Annotated in this window: 14 protein-coding genes and 2 tRNA genes; 5 read left to right on the top strand and 11 right to left on the bottom strand. The window is 68.7% G+C overall.

The genetic code is table 11. The annotated features are described in order from the left end of the window. Positions 1 to 101: 101 nt before the first annotated feature. Complete coding sequence (locus N8I87_RS13960) at positions 102 to 1,061, top strand: hypothetical protein (RefSeq protein WP_263208785.1); 960 nt, start codon at positions 102 to 104, stop codon at positions 1,059 to 1,061. A gap of 62 nt (positions 1,062 to 1,123) precedes the next feature. Here the strand turns inward: N8I87_RS13960 and clpX are convergent, their stop codons facing one another. The 5 genes from clpX to N8I87_RS13985 form a co-directional block, all read right to left on the bottom strand. After that, positions 1,124 to 2,410, bottom strand: coding sequence for an ATP-dependent Clp protease ATP-binding subunit ClpX (clpX, locus tag N8I87_RS13965; protein ID WP_263208786.1), 1,287 nt, complete (start codon positions 2,408 to 2,410; stop codon positions 1,124 to 1,126). A 170-nt stretch (positions 2,411 to 2,580) separates the two neighbouring features. Then, on the bottom strand, positions 2,581 to 3,246 hold the full coding sequence (locus tag N8I87_RS13970) for an ATP-dependent Clp protease proteolytic subunit (protein WP_263216455.1): 666 nt from the start codon (positions 3,244 to 3,246) through the stop codon (positions 2,581 to 2,583). Between the two features lie 70 nt (positions 3,247 to 3,316). Continuing rightward, complete coding sequence (locus tag N8I87_RS13975; protein WP_263216457.1) at positions 3,317 to 3,922, bottom strand: ATP-dependent Clp protease proteolytic subunit; 606 nt, start codon at positions 3,920 to 3,922, stop codon at positions 3,317 to 3,319. A 363-nt stretch (positions 3,923 to 4,285) separates the two neighbouring features. Next, positions 4,286 to 5,689, bottom strand: coding sequence for a trigger factor (tig, locus tag N8I87_RS13980; protein WP_263208787.1), 1,404 nt, complete (start codon positions 5,687 to 5,689; stop codon positions 4,286 to 4,288). 191 nt (positions 5,690 to 5,880) lie between these two features. Beyond that, positions 5,881 to 5,957, bottom strand: a tRNA-Pro gene (locus N8I87_RS13985). A gap of 163 nt (positions 5,958 to 6,120) precedes the next feature. Between N8I87_RS13985 and N8I87_RS13990 the strand changes: the two genes are divergently transcribed. Next, positions 6,121 to 6,191 (top strand) — tRNA-Gly (locus tag N8I87_RS13990). A 143-nt stretch (positions 6,192 to 6,334) separates the two neighbouring features. Here N8I87_RS13990 and N8I87_RS13995 read toward each other — a convergent pair. Next, a complete protein-coding gene (locus N8I87_RS13995; protein ID WP_263208788.1) occupies positions 6,335 to 6,529 on the bottom strand; it encodes a hypothetical protein in 195 nt (64 codons plus the stop codon). Between the two features lie 438 nt (positions 6,530 to 6,967). Here N8I87_RS13995 and N8I87_RS14000 point away from each other — a divergent pair, with 438 nt between their 5' ends. Then, on the top strand, positions 6,968 to 8,146 hold the full coding sequence (locus tag N8I87_RS14000; protein ID WP_263208789.1) for an acyltransferase family protein: 1,179 nt from the start codon (positions 6,968 to 6,970) through the stop codon (positions 8,144 to 8,146). A gap of 39 nt (positions 8,147 to 8,185) precedes the next feature. Here N8I87_RS14000 and N8I87_RS14005 read toward each other — a convergent pair whose 3' ends face one another. Together N8I87_RS14005 and N8I87_RS14010 are read right to left on the bottom strand one after the other, a co-directional pair. Next, positions 8,186 to 8,629 (bottom strand): HD domain-containing protein, encoded by a 444-nt coding sequence (locus N8I87_RS14005; protein WP_263216460.1) that lies wholly within the window; start codon positions 8,627 to 8,629, stop codon positions 8,186 to 8,188. Between the two features lie 77 nt (positions 8,630 to 8,706). Next, positions 8,707 to 9,882 (bottom strand): PP2C family protein-serine/threonine phosphatase, encoded by a 1,176-nt coding sequence (locus N8I87_RS14010; RefSeq protein ID WP_263208790.1) that lies wholly within the window; start codon positions 9,880 to 9,882, stop codon positions 8,707 to 8,709. 150 nt (positions 9,883 to 10,032) lie between these two features. Here N8I87_RS14010 and N8I87_RS14015 point away from each other — a divergent pair, with 150 nt between their 5' ends. Next, positions 10,033 to 11,286 carry a GNAT family N-acetyltransferase gene (locus N8I87_RS14015; protein WP_263208791.1) on the top strand — a complete coding sequence of 418 codons (1,254 nt, stop codon included), beginning with the start codon at positions 10,033 to 10,035 and terminating at the stop codon, positions 11,284 to 11,286. Between the two features lie 28 nt (positions 11,287 to 11,314). Here the strand turns inward: N8I87_RS14015 and N8I87_RS14020 are convergent, their stop codons facing one another. Next, positions 11,315 to 12,124: an Fpg/Nei family DNA glycosylase gene (locus N8I87_RS14020; RefSeq protein WP_263208792.1), complete on the bottom strand. Its 810-nt coding sequence runs from the start codon at positions 12,122 to 12,124 to the stop codon at positions 11,315 to 11,317. An 89-nt stretch (positions 12,125 to 12,213) separates the two neighbouring features. Next, positions 12,214 to 12,702: a ribose-5-phosphate isomerase gene (locus N8I87_RS14025; protein WP_263208793.1), complete on the bottom strand. Its 489-nt coding sequence runs from the start codon at positions 12,700 to 12,702 to the stop codon at positions 12,214 to 12,216. Positions 12,703 to 12,905: 203 nt separating this feature from the next. Between N8I87_RS14025 and N8I87_RS14030 the strand changes: the two genes are divergently transcribed. After that, the gene (locus N8I87_RS14030; protein WP_263208794.1) at positions 12,906 to 14,336 is read left to right on the top strand and encodes an amino acid permease; all 1,431 of its coding nucleotides are present in this window, start codon (positions 12,906 to 12,908) and stop codon (positions 14,334 to 14,336) included. A gap of 75 nt (positions 14,337 to 14,411) precedes the next feature. Here N8I87_RS14030 and N8I87_RS14035 read toward each other — a convergent pair whose 3' ends face one another. Further along, entirely contained in the window at positions 14,412 to 16,226 is a 1,815-nt protein-coding gene (locus N8I87_RS14035) for a serine/threonine-protein kinase (protein WP_411577375.1), read from the bottom strand. Between the last annotated feature and the right edge of the window lie 123 nt (positions 16,227 to 16,349).

Below are 16,349 nucleotides of genomic sequence, written 5' to 3' on the forward strand. Positions count from 1 at the left end.
AACGCGTTTGTTCTGTAACGGTGCGCCCCCCGATGCGGTGGGCATTCTGTGCCTGCGCCAGGATGTCAGGAACACATAAGCATCTGGAGGGGAACCCAGGAATGAGTCACAACCAGCCGGGCCCGTACGGCGGGCAGCCCCAGCAGCCCGGACCGTACGGCCAGCCGGGCCCCTACGGCCAGCAGCCGCAGGCTCCCCAGCCCGGCTACGGCTACCCCCAGCAGACCCCTCCGCCCCAGCCGGGTTACGGCTACCCCCAGCAGGGCGTCCCCCCACAGCCGAACCCGTACGGCCAGCCGACGCCCCCCTACGGCCAGCCCGGCCAGCCCGGCTACGCCGTCCCCCAGCCCCCGGCCCCGGGAGGCGGCAAGAAGAAGACGGGCCTGATCATCGGGGCGGTGGCCGTGGTGGCGGCGGTCGCCGTCGGCGCGTACTTCGTTCTGGGCGCAAGCCACTCGTCCGGTCTCGCGCACGACGGTGCGCACAAGCTGACGACTCCGTCGACGGTGATCAGCGAATACAACCGCGTAGGCAAGGGCGGCGAGAGCAGCGGCTCGAAAGCGGTGAAGTACCTGGACACCGCCGGCGTGAAGAACGGTAAGGCCGTGATCGGCCAGTGGTCCACGGCCGACTTCGGGGACTACGACCCGCAGCACCCCGACCCGAGCAAGCTGCCCAGCCAGACCGAGCTGCTGACCGCCAAGGGGATAACCATGGTGGGTGGCTACGGTGACATAGCGGATCCCAAGGCATCCCTGGACAAGTACTTCACGGCGATCACCGCGGAGGTCACGCAGAACGACTCCTCGTCGTCCTCGTCGGGCACCAAGCTCGTGGGCCAGCCCGAGGACGTCGACCTGGACGGCGCACTCATGAAGTGCCAGGCGGCGAAGAGCACCAACTCGCTGACCAAGAAGGACTCGACCGACTGGTTCTGCGTGTGGTCCGACTACAGCACCATCGCCATGGTGTCCCCCGGCGACAACACCAAGAGCATCGGCAAGGACGAAGCCGTCGACCTGACCACAAAGCTGCGCGAACAGGTCCGCGCCAAGGCCTGACATCGACGAGGGCGCCCGGTGCATGCACCGGGCGCCCTCGTCTTGCGTGTTCGCGGAAGCGGCTACGCCGTCTTCTGCTCGCCCTGCCCCCGCCCCCGCGCATCCCGCGGAATCAGCGTCGGGTTGACGTTCGAGTGGACGACCTCTGCTGTGATGACGACCCGTGCCACGTCCTTGCGGGACGGGACCTCGTACATCACCGACATCAGGACCTCCTCCATGATGGCGCGCAGGCCTCGTGCGCCGGTCTGGCGGAGGATGGCCTGGTCGGCGATGGACTCCAGGGCCTCGCGTTCGAAGTCCAGTTCCACGCCGTCGAGTTCGAAGAGGCGCTGGTACTGCTTGACCAGGGCGTTGCGGGGCTCCACCAGGATCTTGAGCAGGGCCTCGCGGTCGAGGTTGTGGACCGAGGTGATCACCGGCAGACGGCCGATGAACTCCGGGATCATGCCGAACTTGACCAGGTCCTCCGGCATGACGTCCTCGAAGACGTCCTTCGATTGCAGCTCACGCTTCGAGCGGATCGTCGCGCCGAAGCCGATGCCCTTCGCGCCGGCCCGTGCCTCGATGATCTTTTCCAGTCCGGCGAACGCGCCGCCCACGATGAACAGGACGTTCGTCGTGTCGATCTGGATGAACTCCTGGTGCGGGTGCTTACGGCCGCCCTGCGGCGGGACCGAGGCCGTGGTGCCCTCGAGGATCTTGAGGAGGGCCTGCTGCACACCCTCGCCCGACACGTCGCGGGTGATGGAAGGGTTTTCACTCTTCCTCGCGACCTTGTCGATCTCGTCGATGTAGATGATCCCCGTCTCGGCCTTCTTGACGTCGTAGTCCGCGGCCTGGATCAACTTCAGGAGGATGTTCTCGACGTCCTCGCCGACATAACCCGCCTCCGTCAGCGCCGTCGCGTCCGCGATCGCGAACGGGACGTTCAGCATGCGCGCCAGGGTCTGCGCGAGGAGCGTCTTGCCGGAGCCCGTGGGGCCCAGCAGGAGGATGTTGGACTTCGCCAACTCGATGGCGTCGTCGCGGCCTTGGGCGCCGCCGTTCTCCCCCGCCTGAACCCGCTTGTAGTGGTTGTACACCGCGACTGAGAGAGCCTTCTTGGCGGCCTCTTGGCCGACTACATAGCCCTCCAGGAACTCGTAGATCTCGCGGGGCTTGGGGAGTTCCTCCCACCGCACCTCGCTCGTCTCGGCGAGCTCCTCCTCGATGATCTCGTTGCAGAGATCGATGCACTCGTCGCAGATGTACACACCGGGCCCTGCGATGAGCTTCTTGACCTGCTTCTGGCTCTTGCCGCAGAACGAGCACTTGAGCAGATCGCCGCCGTCACCGATGCGTGCCACGGTGTGCTTCCCCTTCGCCTGGGAGACGCCTGGACGCTTTCGAATCCAGCGGCTCCTGGTGCTGCCTTATGTCCGACGGTACCTTGCCGGGCCCCCCGTTCGGGCCCCCCTTGGCACGGTTCACTTTGACGTGCACCGCGCCAAGGGCGACAGAGTGCGGGTCCTGCGCGTCAGCGGACGATCTCGTTGTTCATCTTCCGGGTGGAGATGATCTGGTCGACGATGCCGTACTCGAGCGCTTCCTCGGCGGTGAGGATCTTGTCACGCTCGATGTCCTCGCGGACCTTCTCGATCGGCCGGTTGGTGTGCTTGGCGAGCATCTCCTCCAGCTGCGACCGCATCCGGGTGAACTCGTTGGCGATGATCTCCAGGTCGGAGAGCTGCCCGCGGCCGGTGCTGCCGGCCGGCTGGTGGATCAGGACGCGGGAGTTCGGCAGCGCCATGCGCTTGCCGGGCGTACCGGCGGCGAGCAGGATGGCCGCGGCGGACGCCGCCTGGCCCATGCACACCGTCTGGATGTCGGGCTTCACGAACTGCATCGTGTCGTAGATCGCCGTGAGGGCGGTCATGTCGCCACCCGGGCTGTTGATGTAGATCGAGATGTCCCGGTCGGGGTCCATCGACTCCAGGCACAGCAGCTGCGCCATGACGTCGTTGGCGGAGGCGTCGTCGATCTGGACGCCGAGGAAGATGACGCGCTCCTCGAAGAGCTTCGCGTACGGGTCGTACTCGCGGATGCCCTGGGAGGTGCGCTCGACGAAGCGCGGAATGACATAGCGGCTCTCGGGCCGCGGCCCGTCGTAGCGGCCGCTGGCGGCGCCGGGGAAGTTGCTCATGTGCGTGTTCACCGTCCTGGTGGCGTTCTGGGGGCTGGAGTACTCGGCGGAGCGTGCGGGGCCGGGCCGGTCAGGCACCGGTGCCGCCGCCTCCCGGAACACCGGAGGCATGCGTGATGATCTCGTCAATGAGACCGTACTCCTTGGCCTCTTCCGGAGTGAACCAGCGGTCGCGGTCGCCGTCGCGGATGATCGTCTCGACGGTCTGGCCGGAGTGCTGCGCGGTCAGCTCGGACATGCGCTTCTTGGTGCGCATCAGGTACTCGGCCTGGATCTTGATGTCCGAGACCGTGCCGCCGAGGCCCGCGGAGCCCTGGTGCATCATGATGTCCGCGTGCGGCAGCGCGAAGCGCTTGCCCGCGGCACCGCCGGTGAGCAGGAACTGGCCCATCGAGGCCGCCATGCCCATGGCGATCGTGACCACGTCGTTCGGGATGTACTGCATGGTGTCGTAGATCGCCATGCCGGCCGTCACCGAGCCGCCGGGGCTGTTGATGTAGAGGTAGACGTCCTTGCTCGGGTCCGCGGCGAGGAGCAGCAGCTGCGCGGTGATCTTGTTGGCGATGTCATCGTCGACCTGCTGGCCGAGGAAGATGATCCGCTCGCCGAGCAGCCGGTTGTAGACCTGGTCGCCGAGGCCACCACCGATGGAAGGTTCGCCGGCGGCGGAGGGCATCAGATTCGTCACGTATCCACCTGCTCGTCTTACGACGGCGCCGGGCCGTCTCACGTAGTCCTGCCGGGGCTTGGCGGGGACTCTGGTCCCCTTGCCCTCGTACTTATGGACCCTAACGCGCTGGTCCCTTCGGGGAATCCCGTGGAAGGGGGTGTTCGCCGGGGGCGTAGCGCGGAGGGCACCGTCGGTAATGCGGTACGGATCGTGGGGGGCGGTATGGAAATCAGCGGGCTGCGGGCGGGTGGGGGCTGGTCGCGCAGTTCCCCGCGCCCCTTCGGGTCGGCAGCCGCCGCATACGACAACGGACCCCCGGGAGAAAGTCCCCCAAGGGCCCGTCGTACGCCGTCACACGCTCCGCGGGGCTCAGCCCTCGGTCTTCTCCTCGTCCGCGGCCTCGGCGGCACCCTCGACGCCCTCGACGGCCTCGACCGTCTCCGTGGCCGCCTCGACCTCGTCCTCGTCGTCCAGGTCGACGATCTCGCCGTTCGTGTCCTTCACCGTGGCGGCCTCGACCACGACGGCCAGGGCCTTGCCGCGGGCGACCTCGCCGACGAGGAGGGGCACCTGGCCGCCCTCGACGACGGCCTGGGCGAACTGGTCGGGGGACATGCCGGAGGACGCCGCACGCCGCATGAGGTGCTCGGTGAGCTCCTCCTGGTTGACGTTGAGCTTCTCCGTCTTGACCAGCTCGTCGAGGACGAACTGGGTCTTGATGCCCTTGACCGCGGCCTCGCGGGTCTCGGTCTCGAACTCCTCGGCGGTCTTGCCCTGGATCTCCAGGTACTTGTCGAGGGTGAGGCCCATCTGCCCGAGCTGGTGGTGCTCGAGGTTGTGCTTACGGGTGTTGATCTCGTCCTCGAGCAGCTTCTCGGGGACCGGGACCTCGACCAGTTCGAGCAGCTTCTCCAGGACGCGCTCCTGGGCCTGCGTGGCCTGGTCGTACTGCTTCATGTTCTCGAGGCGCTTGCGGCTGTCCGCCTTCAGCTCGTCGAGCGTGTCGAACTCGGAGGCGAGCTGCGCGAACTCGTCGTCCAGCTCGGGCAGTTCGCGGGCGGCGACCTGGGTGACCTTGACGGTGACCTCGGCCTCCTTGCCGGCCGCCGAGCCGCCCTTGAGCTCGGAGGTGAAAGTGGCCTCGCCACCGGCCTCCAGGCCCTTCACGGCGTCGTCGATGCCGTCGAGGAGCTCGCCGGAGCCGATGGTGTAGGAGACGCCCTCGGCCACGCCGTCCTCGAGGACCTCGCCCTCGACCTCGGCCTGCAGGTCGATCGTGACGACGTCGCCGTCCTCGGCGGCACGCTCGACCGGCGAGGTGGAGGCGAAGCGCTCACGGAGCTGCTCGACCGACTTCTCGATGTCCTCGTCGGTCACCTCGACGGCGTCGACCTCGACCTCGATGCCCGAGTAGTCCGGGATCTCCAGGGCCGGGCGGACGTCGACCTCGGCGGTGAAGTTCAGCGTCTCGCCGTCCTTCAGCTCGGTGATGTCGACCTCGGGCTGGCCCAGCGGGTTGAGCTCGGCCTCGTTGACCGCCTCGGTGTAGAACTTCGGCAGCGCGTCGTTGACGGCCTCCTCCAGCACGGCGCCGCGGCCGAACCGCTGGTCGATGACGCGGGCCGGGATCTTGCCCTTGCGGAAGCCCTTCACCGTGACCTGCTGGTTGATTTTCTTGTACGCCGCGTCGAGGCTGTCCTTGAGCTCCTCGAAGGGCACCTCGACAGTGAGCCGAACCCGGGTCGGGTTCAGGGTCTCCACGGCGCTCTTCACGGTTCGGTCTCCTTGTGGCTGACTTCTTGGTGTTCGCCGGAGCCAGACAGGTCCGGCGGATTTCGCCGCCCGGAGGAGTTCGTAGGCCGAGTGGGCCGGGACACACGGGCGCGCAGCTTGCATAGTAACCGCAGCGGCCGAACGCCCCAAAAGGCGATCATCAGGCGTGGCCGACGAATGATCTCGGCCGGTGGTCGGGGTGGCGGGATTTGAACCCACGGCCTTCCGCTCCCAAAGCGGACGCGCTACCAAGCTGCGCCACACCCCGTCTGGTGCGACACGTAGGGTACATGCCCGCAGGCACTGTGACCGCCGCATTTGCGGAGCGCGTGGGCGCACGGTGGCGCGGCGCGCAACGGGTGTGCGGCGAGCGCATACGACCCGCTACGATGCCTCCAGTGCCGCGGTCCACGACCTGCGGCGCGTCCTGTGCGGGCGTAGCTCAATGGTAGAGCCCTAGTCTTCCAAACTAGCTACGCGGGTTCGATTCCCGTCGCCCGCTCTGTACGGCTCAGGGCCAGGTCAGAGGATGATTCCTCCGCCTGGCCCTGATCGCTTCCCCGGACTGCGTACATACGGGCACGTCTGTACGTGACGTACAGATCCACGCCCGCCCGGAAGTCACATCACTCCCAGAAGCCCCCATCAGAAGCTGATCGAGTTGATCGTCTGGGCTATCGAGTCGAGGAACCGCTGGATGGACGGGGCCATGCCGGTCGAGGCGAGGAAGAAGCCGAAGAGGATCGCGACGATGGCGGGGCCGGTCTTGATGCTCCCCCCTCGGATCAGCACCACAAGGATGATCGCCAACAGCAGCACCACGGACAGTGAAATGGCCACACTGATCACACCCTCGGTCGGTCCGCTCTCCCGGCCCGGAGGCACATCCCCGCACCCCCGCCAGAACCATCGTGCCACCAACCCGGTCACCCTATGCGGCGCGTGACGCATCGTCGGACAACCGCCCGCGACGGGGTGACGCGCGGCACAGTAATTAGGGAGCCCTACCGCACCCGGAGCACAGGGAATTGCGGGCTTGGTTTCGCTGTCCACACATCTCGTCCGCAGCTAATTCGAATTGTTGGCCGAAGGACCGCGTTATGCCCCAATTAGTCACGACGAATCGGGACATCAAGGGTGAACGGCGGCCTACTATGTGCCGACCATCACGTGGACAAAGACGTCGACTTCCGTGAATCCGGGGCACCCGAAGCCCCATAACAAGGAAACACACTGGGGGTTTTACGAAATCCCACAGACGACGCTAGGGTGCCTCAGATGTTCGACGCCGCCTCGTCCCACGGCCAGCACCGAAAGCCGCTCCCACCGGCACAGTCGCCGGTGAACGGAGTGCCGAGTCCGCGTGCCCCGATGAGTACGCAGAAGCGGGACAGACCGGGCAAACAGCGCGACTCGTTCTTCGACAACGCCAAGTACCTGGCGATCGTGCTCGTCGCGATCGGTCACTCCTGGGAACCGCTGAAGGGCGACAGCCGCATCCTGGAGGGCGTGTACACCGTCGTGTACACCTTCCACATGCCGGCGTTCATCATCATCTCCGGCTTCTTCTCGCGCAGTTTCGACATGCGCCCGGACCGGCTGAAACGGCTCATCACCGGCGTCGCCGTGCCGTACATCGTCTTCGAGACCGCCTATCCGCTCTTCAAGCGGTTCGTCGACCACGCCCCTGACCAGGAGATCAGCCTCCTCGATCCCTGGTATCTGACCTGGTTCCTGTGCGCCCTGTTCATCTGGCGGCTGACCACACCCATCTGGAAACTGGTCCGCCTGCCGCTCCCGCTGGCGATCGGCCTCGCCATGCTGGCGTCGGTCACCCCGAACATCGGCGACGACCTGGACCTCCAGCGCGTCCTGCAGTTCCTGCCGTACTTCGTGCTGGGCCTGTGCCTGAAGCCGCACCACTTCCAGCTGGTGCGCCGCCGCTGGGTGCGCATCGCGTCGGTGCCGGTCTTCGCGGCCGCGCTGGCGGTCGGCTGGTGGAGCGTGCCGCGGATGAACACCGCGTGGCTCTACCACCGCCAGTCCGCCCAGGAGTTCGGCGCTCCCTGGTGGTGCGGCCCGCTCATGGTCCTGGCGCTGTTCGGCTGCTCGCTGGTGCTGACCGCCTGCTTCTTCGCCTGGGTGCCGCGCCGGAAGATGTGGTACACCGCGCTGGGCGCCGGCACCCTGTACGGCTATCTGCTGCACGGCTTCGTGATCAAGTTCGCCGACTACCGGGGCTGGTTCGACCACCCCGCGCTGCACCACCCGCTCGGCGAGATCCTGGTCAGCGTCCTGGCCGCGGCGGTCGTCACCGTGCTGTGCACCAAGCCCGTGCAACGCGTCTTCCGGTTCGCCATGGAGCCGAAGATGGAGTGGGCGTTCAAGCGGGACGCGGCCGAACTGGCCCGTGAACGACAGAAGGCGGAAGGCGCCCGCGAGAAGGTCAGCGCGTAGCCGGGCCCCGTCCAAACCGTCCCGCCGTCCGGCCGTCCGTCAGCCCGGGAACAGACCGAGAAGTGCCCGCATCCGCGCGTACTTCTCGGTCAGCCGTTTCCGGACAGGTTCGTCGAGGACCGCGAGACGCTCCGGGTCCGCGTTGTGGGCCAGATCGGCCTCCTTCACCAGCAGCGCGCCGGGTGTCCGGAGAATGCGCTCGGCGTACGCCTCCGGCTCCTCCCCCGCCCGCTTGGTGACGGCGAGCACGATGTCCTTGGTGCGCCGGCTCAGCGCGGCCCCGCTCAGCCACTCGCGCGACAGCGCGTGGTCCTCCACGGAGTCGTGCAGCCAGCCCGCCGCGATCTGCTCGTCGTCCCCGCCCCGGGCGCGTACGCCCTCCGCGACGGCCTGCAGATGTTCCGCGTACGGCCGTCCCGCCTTGTCCGTCTGCCCCTCGTGGGCGGCGCGGGCGACGGCCTCGACCTCGGTCAGGGTGAGCATGCGATGCGTTTCGGTCACTGTCCCAGTGTCCCCCGCGTCAATGGCCGTCGTACGGCCCTTCGGTGACCGCGCGCGGGTCAGCGGACCGCCGCGACCGCGGCGTCCCGGCAGATCAGCAGCAGCGCCCGGTCGTCGTTGACGTCCTTGGCCACCGCCTCGATGAGGTGCCAGGCGGCGCCGTGGAAGCCTCCGGCCACATACCGGTCGGCCTCCCCCGTCAGCCGGTCTATGCCCTCGACGATGTCCCGGTCGGAGGTTTCCACCAGACCGTCCGTGAACAGCATCAACACGTCCCCGGGACGAAGCGACCCCTTCACGGGGTCGAATTGAGCGCCGTCGTACACACCGAGCAGCGGCCCTTCGGCGGCCTTCTCCTCCCAGCGACCGCTGCCGGCGCTCAGCTGCAGCCCCGGCGGATGGCCCGCCGAGAACAGCTCGTAGTCCCCGGAGTCGAGGTCCAGGACCAGATGGATCGAGGTGGCGAACCCCTCGTCCCAGTCCTGGCGCAGGAGATAGCCGTTGGCCGCGGGAAGGAACGCGTGCGGCGGCAGCGAGCCCAGCAGCCCGCCGAAGGCCCCCGACAGCAGCAGCGCCCGAGACGCCGCGTCCATGCCCTTGCCGGACACGTCCGTGAGGACGACCTCCATCGTGCGGCCGTTGTTCGTACGGGCCGCGACCACGAAGTCGCCCGAGAAGGACTGGCCGCCCGCCGGCCGCAGCGCCATCTCCCGGTGCCAGCCGCGCGGCAGCTTCGGCAGCTTGCTCTGCACCCGGATCCGCTCGCGCAGGTCGAACAGCATCGTGCCGCCGCGCCGCCAGGGCACCCCCACCCGGCTGCGGAACTGGGCCGTGAGCAGCCCGAAGAAGCCACAGGCGGCGACCACCAGGACCACGCCGGGGGTGACCCGGGACGGCCCCTCCGTGTACGGCCCCAGCTGCACCGACTCCACGATCAGCGCCGTCGCCGCCGCCGCGTACAGCCCGAGCAGACTCGCCGGACGCAGCAGCAGCCCGCCCGCGACGATCGGCAGCACCAGCGTGGCCGGTGAGCACCACACCGAGTTGGCGAGCGTCATGGACGCGAGGACCGGGATCGTCAGCAGCAGTCCGAAAAGTGCGATCCAGTCCGAGCCGTCACCACGGAAGTAGTCCACGGCACTTCTGCGCACACCGACCCGGGCCCGGTGCCACTGCATCCTCCACCGGGCCGTCAGCGTCTCGGCCTTCGCGCGCCGCTCTCCTCCTGCTGCCATTAGTCCGGGACCCTATCCAGCGGACCAGCCGCTTGGCACGCGAGGTCCGACTTATCCCCCGTCCGAGGCTCAACTTCACAGAAGCCCGTCACACGGCCGCTCGGGAGAAATTAACTCGCTCGTCCCGCAATGCCCTGGTACGCATGGCTCATGGGCACTGACCTCACGAGCGACCGCACGACCGAACTGCGCGTACTGCGCCGGGAAGACCTCGGCCTCTGGTACGACCACTTGATCCGCGCCTTCGGTGCGGTCCCCGAGTCGGCCGAGGAGCGGGAACTGTGGACCTCGCTCATCGAGCCCGACCGGGCGATCGGCGCGTGGGACGGGGACGAGCTCGTCGGCACGACGGGGGCCTTCGCCTTCCGGCTCACCGTGCCGGGCGGCGCCCCGGTGCCGGCCGCGGGCGTCACGATGGTGAGCGTGGCCGCCACGCACCGGCGGCGCGGTGTGCTGACCTCGATGATGCGACGGCAGTTGGACGACGTGCGGGCATGGGGCTGGCCGCTCGCGGTCCTGACCGCGTCCGAGCCGGTCATCTACGGACGGTTCGGGTACGGCGTCGGGTCGTATCACGTGAACGCCGAGATCGACACGGACCGGGTACGGCTGTCGGTGCCGCCCGGTACCGACGCCGTACGACTGCGGTACGCCGCACCGGCCGATGTGCTCGACGTGTGCGAGGCGCTCTACGCCCGGCGCGTGCCGCTGCGCCCGGCCATGGTGGAGCGGCTGCCCGGCTGGGACCGGATGGCGCTGCTCGACCCGGAGAGCGAGCGGCACGGGGCGTCGCCACTGCTGTGCGTACTGGCCGAGCGGGACGGGCAGGCCGTGGGGTTCGCGCGCTTCCGGATCAAGCCCGACTGGGAACCGGCCGGCCCCAAAGGCACGGTGGTGCTGGAGGACCTGGAGGCGCTGGACGCGGCCGCGCACGCCGCGCTGTGGCGGTTCCTGTTCGACATCGACCTCACCTCGACGATCGACGCGCGGCGGCGGCCGGTGGACGAGCCGTGGCAGTACCTGGTGTCCGACATCCGGCGCTGCCGGGTGCTGGTGCGCGACTCGCTGCACGTACGGCTCGTGGACGTCGGCGCGGCGCTGGAGGCGCGGACCTACCAGGCCCCGGTCGATGTGGTGTTCGAGGTCGAGGACGTCTTCTGCCCCTGGAACAGCGGGCGTTGGCGGCTCAGTGGGGACATGAAGGGGGCGTCCTGCGAACGCACCGAGGAGGCGGCCGACCTCGCCCTGTCCGTACGGGAGTTGGGAGCCGCGTACCTCGGTGGCGTCCCGCTGCTGTCGCTGGCCGGGGCCGGACGGGTGCGGGAGCTGCGGCCGGGCGCGCTGGCGGAGGCGTCGACGGCCTTCGGCTCGCCGGCGGCACCCTGGCTGCCGCACGGGTTCTGACGACCGGTCACGGTCTCCCGGCGGCCGGTCAGGCCTTCTGGCAGGCCGGGCACCAGAAGAGGTTGCGGGCGGCGAGGCCCGCGGTGCGGATCTCGGTACCGCAGATGTGGCAGGGCAGGTTCGCCCTGCGGTAGACGTACACCTCGCCGCCGTGGTCGTCGACGCGCGGCGGGCGGCCCATCGCCTCCGGGGTGTGTTCGGGACGGACGGTGTCGATGCGGTTGTTGCGGACGCCCTCGCGCATGAGGTCCACGAGGTCGCGCCACATCGTGTCCCACTCGGCGGGGGTGATGTCCCTGCCCGCGCGGTACGGGTCGATGCCGTGCCGGAAGAGGACCTCGGCGCGGTAGACGTTGCCGACGCCCGCGATGACCTTCTGGTCCATCAGGAGGGCGGCGATCGTCGTACGACTGCGCCGCACCCGGGCGTAGGCGGCCGTCGGGTCGGCGTCGGTGCGCAGCGGGTCGGGGCCGAGGCGGTCGTGTATCGCCCGCTTCTCGGGGTCCGTGATCAGGGCACAGGTGGTGGGGCCGCGGAGGTCGACGTACGCGGTCGCGTTCGCGAGGCGCAGGCGGACCGTGTCGGTGGGCGGGGGCGCGGGGGCGTCGCCGAAGTTGACCTTGCCGAAGAGGCCGAGGTGGATGTGGACCCAGTCGGTGTCACGGAAGCCGAGGAAGAGGTGCTTGCCGTGGGCCTCCGTGCGGGTGAGCTCCGCTCCGTTCAGCAGCTCGGCCGCGTCGGAGAACTTGCCCTGGGGGCTGGTGACTCGCGTCGGTGTGTCCAGGAAATGGTTGGCGTACTCCTGCGCCAGCCGGTGGATCGTGTGCCCTTCTGGCACGGGTGCCGTGTCCTTCCCTGCCGCCCGGGGCTCCGCCCCGGATCCCGATTCCCACGCACGGGCGGGGGACCGAAGCCCCCCGTCCGGCGTCAGTCCTGCTGCGGGTGGTGCGCCGGGATCGGCGGCAGGTCGCCCGTCGTCTCGTACTCCGACAGCATGTCGATGCGGCGGATGTGACGCTCGTCACCGGAGAACGGCGTGTTGAGGAAGGTCTCGACGAACTTCGTCGCCTCCTCCTGCGTGTGCATGCGCGCACCCACGGCCACGACGTTGGCGTTGTTGTGCTGCCGGCCGAGGGAGGCCGTCTCCTCGCTCCAGGCGAGGGCGGATCGCACGCCCTTGACCTTGTTGGCGGCGATCTGCTCGCCGTTGCCCGAACCGCCGATCACGATGCCGAGGGCGTCGGGGTCCGCGGCCGTCTTCTCCGCGGCGCGCAGACAGAAGGGCGGGTAGTCGTCCTGGGCGTCGTAGATGTGCGGGCCGCAGTCGACGGGGTCGTGACCCGCCGCCTTGAGCCACTCGACGAGGTGGTTCTTGAGTTCGAAGCCCGCATGGTCCGAGCCGAGATACACGCGCATGGGACGAGTGTGACACGGCCGTGGCGGGGCGGCAGCTCCGGGTGCCAGCCAGGAAAAATGTGAGTCTCGCCATAGAACCTCAAGGAAACCTCAAGTAACAATCCGGATTCGAAGGTTCCCGAATTCGTTCGCCTCAGATTCACTGGACCGGCTCGTACGCCGCTGTACGGGTAAGCCCAACAGGCGCAAAGGAATCCCCGCCCATGAACCCTGGTTCCGGACTCCAGGCAGGACTCAAGAACCGCCATCTGACGATGATCGCCATCGGCGGTGTCATCGGCGCCGGCCTCTTCGTCGGCTCCAGCTCGGGTATTGCAACCGCAGGCCCCGGCATCCTCCTGTCGTACGCCCTCGTCGGCACGCTCGTCGTCCTCGTGATGCGCATGCTCGGCGAGATGTCCGCCGCAAATCCGACCTCCGGCTCGTTCTCCGCGCACGCCGACCGTGCCCTCGGCCGCTGGGCCGGGTTCTCCATCGGCTGGCTCTACTGGTTCTTCTGGGTGGTGGTGCTGGCCGTGGAGGCCACCGCCGGCGCCACGATCCTCGAAGGGTGGATCCCGGCAGTACCGCAGTGGGGCTGGGCCCTGATCGTGATGGTCGTGCTCACCGCGACCAACCTCGTCTCCGTCGGCTCCTACGGTGAGTTCGAGTTCTGGTTCGCCGGGATCAAGGTCGTCGCGATCGGCGCGTTCATCGTGATCGGCGGGCTGGCCGTCTTCGGCGTGCTGCCCGGCGTCCACAGCACCAAGGCCGGCTTCGGCAACCTCACCGACCACGGCGGCTTCCTGCCGAACGGCCCCGGCACGATCCTCACCGGCGTCCTGCTCGTCGTCTTCTCCTTCATGGGCAGCGAGATCGCCACCCTGGCCGCCGGCGAGTCGGAGAACCCGCAGCGAGCCGTCACCAAGTCGACGAACAGCATCATCTGGCGTATCGGCGTCTTCTACCTCGGCTCGATCCTCGTGGTCGTCACCCTGCTGCCGTGGAACGACCCGGCCATCAAGGAGAAGGGCTCGTACGTCGCCGCCCTCGACTCCCTCGGCATCGCACACGCCGGCGAGATCATGAACTTCATCGTGCTGACCTCGGTGCTGTCCTGCCTCAACTCCGGCCTCTACACGGCCTCCCGGATGGCGTTCTCGCTGGGCCAGCGCGGTGACGCGCCGAAGGCGTTCGCGAAGACCACCTCCCGTGGTGTGCCGATGACGGCGATCATCGCCTCCGTGGTCTTCGGCTTCGTGGCCGTGTTCTTCAACTACAAGTTCCCGGACTCGGTCTTCCTCTTCCTGGTCAACTCCAGTGGCGCGGTGGCCCTGTTCGTGTGGCTGGTCATCTGCTTCTCGCAGCTGCGGATGCGGAAGATCATCCAGCGTGAGGCGCCGGAGAAGCTCGTCGTGAAGATGTGGCTGTACCCGTACCTGACCTGGGCGACGGCCGCGCTGATCGTGTTCGTCCTCGGCTACATGCTGACCGACACCGAGGGTGAGAGCAGCGGACGTACGACCGTGCTGCTGTCACTGATGGTCGCGGCGGTCGTGATCGCGATCGCCTTGGTGAAGCAGAAGTTCGTCGGGGACCGTTCGACGGTGGCCCTGGAGTCCGACGAGAAGACCGACAAGGTGCCCGTCGGCTGACGTCGGTGACCCCGTCACCGTGACGAGGGGAGGGAGCCCGCCGGGTTCCCTCCCCTTGGGCGTTCCCGGCCGGGTTCACAGCACCGTGAAGCTCTCCTTGACCTTGTCGTACGTCTTCAGGGCCTGGGGCTCGATGTCCGGCTGGTACCAGGTGTTGATCTGGTACGACTTCCCCTCCACGTCGAAGCCGAGCAGTCGGGCGTGCCAGTGGTCGCCCTTGAGCGTGAAGGTGTACTCCCAGACGACCGCCGGGTGGCCCTGGAAGGTGGTCTCCTCGAGCCGGATCTTGACGTAGTCCCGGCCCTGGCGGGCGCTCTGCTCCGAGGTGCGCCAGGTGTCCATCAGATCGCCGCGGGCGAGCGACGACTTGCCGACCAGTTCCTGGCGGCCGTCCGGGGAGGTGTAGTGGACCTCGGAACCGGTCTTCACATCACGCCGCCAGCCCTCGGGCGTCGCCCAGGCGAACCCGCCGGCCTCCCGGTGCGCGCCCGGCGGCAGGCTCTGCGGCCGGGCGGTGCCCTCGACGGTGGGTGACGGAGTACTCGTACTCGTGGCGCCGCTGCTGCTGCCGCTGCTTACGGAAGAGGCCGGCGAGGAGCCGGCGTGCGTGTCGTCCCGCCGACCACCGGACGACATGGTGAGCAGGACCGCGACCACGGCGGCTACGGCGACCAGACCGACGGCGGCGAGGATGCCGGTGCGGTGACGGGGTACCGGGGTGACCGGGTCCGGGGGTTCGCCCTGCGGCATGCCGACGGTGCGGGGGCCGCGCGGGCCCGGCGGACCGTGGCCGGGGCCACGCTGGGTCTCCGCCTCGGCACGGGTGAGGGAGACGCCCTTACGGGGGTGGACTCCGGGTGCCGGTCCCGCGGAGTTGCTGGAGGGCGTCTCGGAACGGGCTTCGGAGCGCAGTTCGGAAGCGGCTGCGGGGGGCCCGGGCGGTGTTTCGGGGGGTGTGGGTAGGGGCTCAGGGGCCGCGGGAGGTATTTCAGGGGGTGCGGCGGGCGAGGTGGCGGCCTGCGGCACCGCGTCGCGCACCGGATCGGGCTCCGCGCGGGGGTCGGGGAGCGGCGAGGACTCCGGACCTCGTACATGCTCGGCCGAACGCCCCTCCCCCACCGGCAGAGTCGGTATCGGAGGTGGATACGCGACCGGCCACAGGGCGTCCTCCACCTCGGGGAGGCCCGCCCTGACGGTCGGCTCCTTCTCCAGGAGTGCCGCCAGGATGTCGCGCAACGGGCCCGCCGCGGCGGGGAGTACGGGCTCCTCGTACAGCACCGCGTGCAGTGTCGCGAGGGTCGTGTCCCGGGAGAAAGGGGAGCGGCCGCCCAGGGCCGCGCACAGGGTCGCGCCCAGGGACCAGATGTCGGACGGCGGTCCCTGCGGGTCTCCCGACACCCGCTCGGGGGCCATGTAGTCGGGGGAGCCGACGAGCATGCCGATCATGGTGAGCGCCTTGGCGTCCTGGATGGCCGCGATACCGAAGTCCGTGAGCACCACACGCCCGCCGCTCCGCTCGACGAGAACGTTGCCGGGCTTGATGTCCCGGTGCAGCACTCCCCCGGCGTGCACCTGCCGCAGTGCCGCCACCAGCCCCAGCCCGATCCGCGCCGTCTCGGGCGGAGCCAGCGGGCCCTCCTGCGCCACGATCTGTTCCAGCGAGCGCCCGGCGACCAGTTCCATGACGATCCACAGACGTTCGCCCTCGTCGACGACGTCGTACACGCGCACGACATTGGGGTGGTCGATCCGGGCCGTCGCCCTGGCCTCGCGCAGCGTGCGCTCACGGCGGGTGCGCGTGTCCTCCGCGTCCAGCCCGTCTATACGCATTTCCTTGACCGCAACCTGCCGGTCGAGCATTTCGTCGGCGGCTCGCCACACACGCCCCATTCCCCCCTGGCCGATGCTTTCGACCAGCCGGTACCGCCCCGTCACCAGTAACCCTGGAACGCCACCGCTTCGCGCATTCCCCGGCAATCCACCCACCCCCCTCGACGACCGTAACAACGGAAG

The organism is Streptomyces sp. HUAS 15-9 (assembly GCF_025642155.1).
In the GTDB taxonomy this organism is placed as follows: Bacteria; Actinomycetota; Actinomycetes; order Streptomycetales; family Streptomycetaceae; genus Streptomyces.

Bases quoted from the DNA above. Each gene is read 5' to 3' on its own strand.
- N8I87_RS13960 (WP_263208785.1), top strand. From the start codon at position 102: ATGAGTCACAACCAGCCGGGCCCGTACGGCGGGCAGCCCCAGCAGCCC.
- N8I87_RS13970 (WP_263216455.1), bottom strand. From the start codon at position 3,246: ATGAGCAACTTCCCCGGCGCCGCCAGCGGCCGCTACGACGGGCCGCGG.
- N8I87_RS13975 (WP_263216457.1), bottom strand. From the start codon at position 3,922: ATGCCCTCCGCCGCCGGCGAACCTTCCATCGGTGGTGGCCTCGGCGAC.
- N8I87_RS14000 (WP_263208789.1), top strand. From the start codon at position 6,968: ATGTTCGACGCCGCCTCGTCCCACGGCCAGCACCGAAAGCCGCTCCCA.
- N8I87_RS14005 (WP_263216460.1), bottom strand. From the start codon at position 8,629: ATGCTCACCCTGACCGAGGTCGAGGCCGTCGCCCGCGCCGCCCACGAG.
- N8I87_RS14010 (WP_263208790.1), bottom strand. From the start codon at position 9,882: ATGGCAGCAGGAGGAGAGCGGCGCGCGAAGGCCGAGACGCTGACGGCC.
- N8I87_RS14015 (WP_263208791.1), top strand. From the start codon at position 10,033: ATGGGCACTGACCTCACGAGCGACCGCACGACCGAACTGCGCGTACTG.
- N8I87_RS14025 (WP_263208793.1), bottom strand. From the start codon at position 12,702: ATGCGCGTGTATCTCGGCTCGGACCATGCGGGCTTCGAACTCAAGAAC.
- N8I87_RS14030 (WP_263208794.1), top strand. From the start codon at position 12,906: ATGAACCCTGGTTCCGGACTCCAGGCAGGACTCAAGAACCGCCATCTG.
- N8I87_RS14035 (WP_411577375.1), bottom strand. From the start codon at position 16,226: ATGGGGCGTGTGTGGCGAGCCGCCGACGAAATGCTCGACCGGCAGGTT.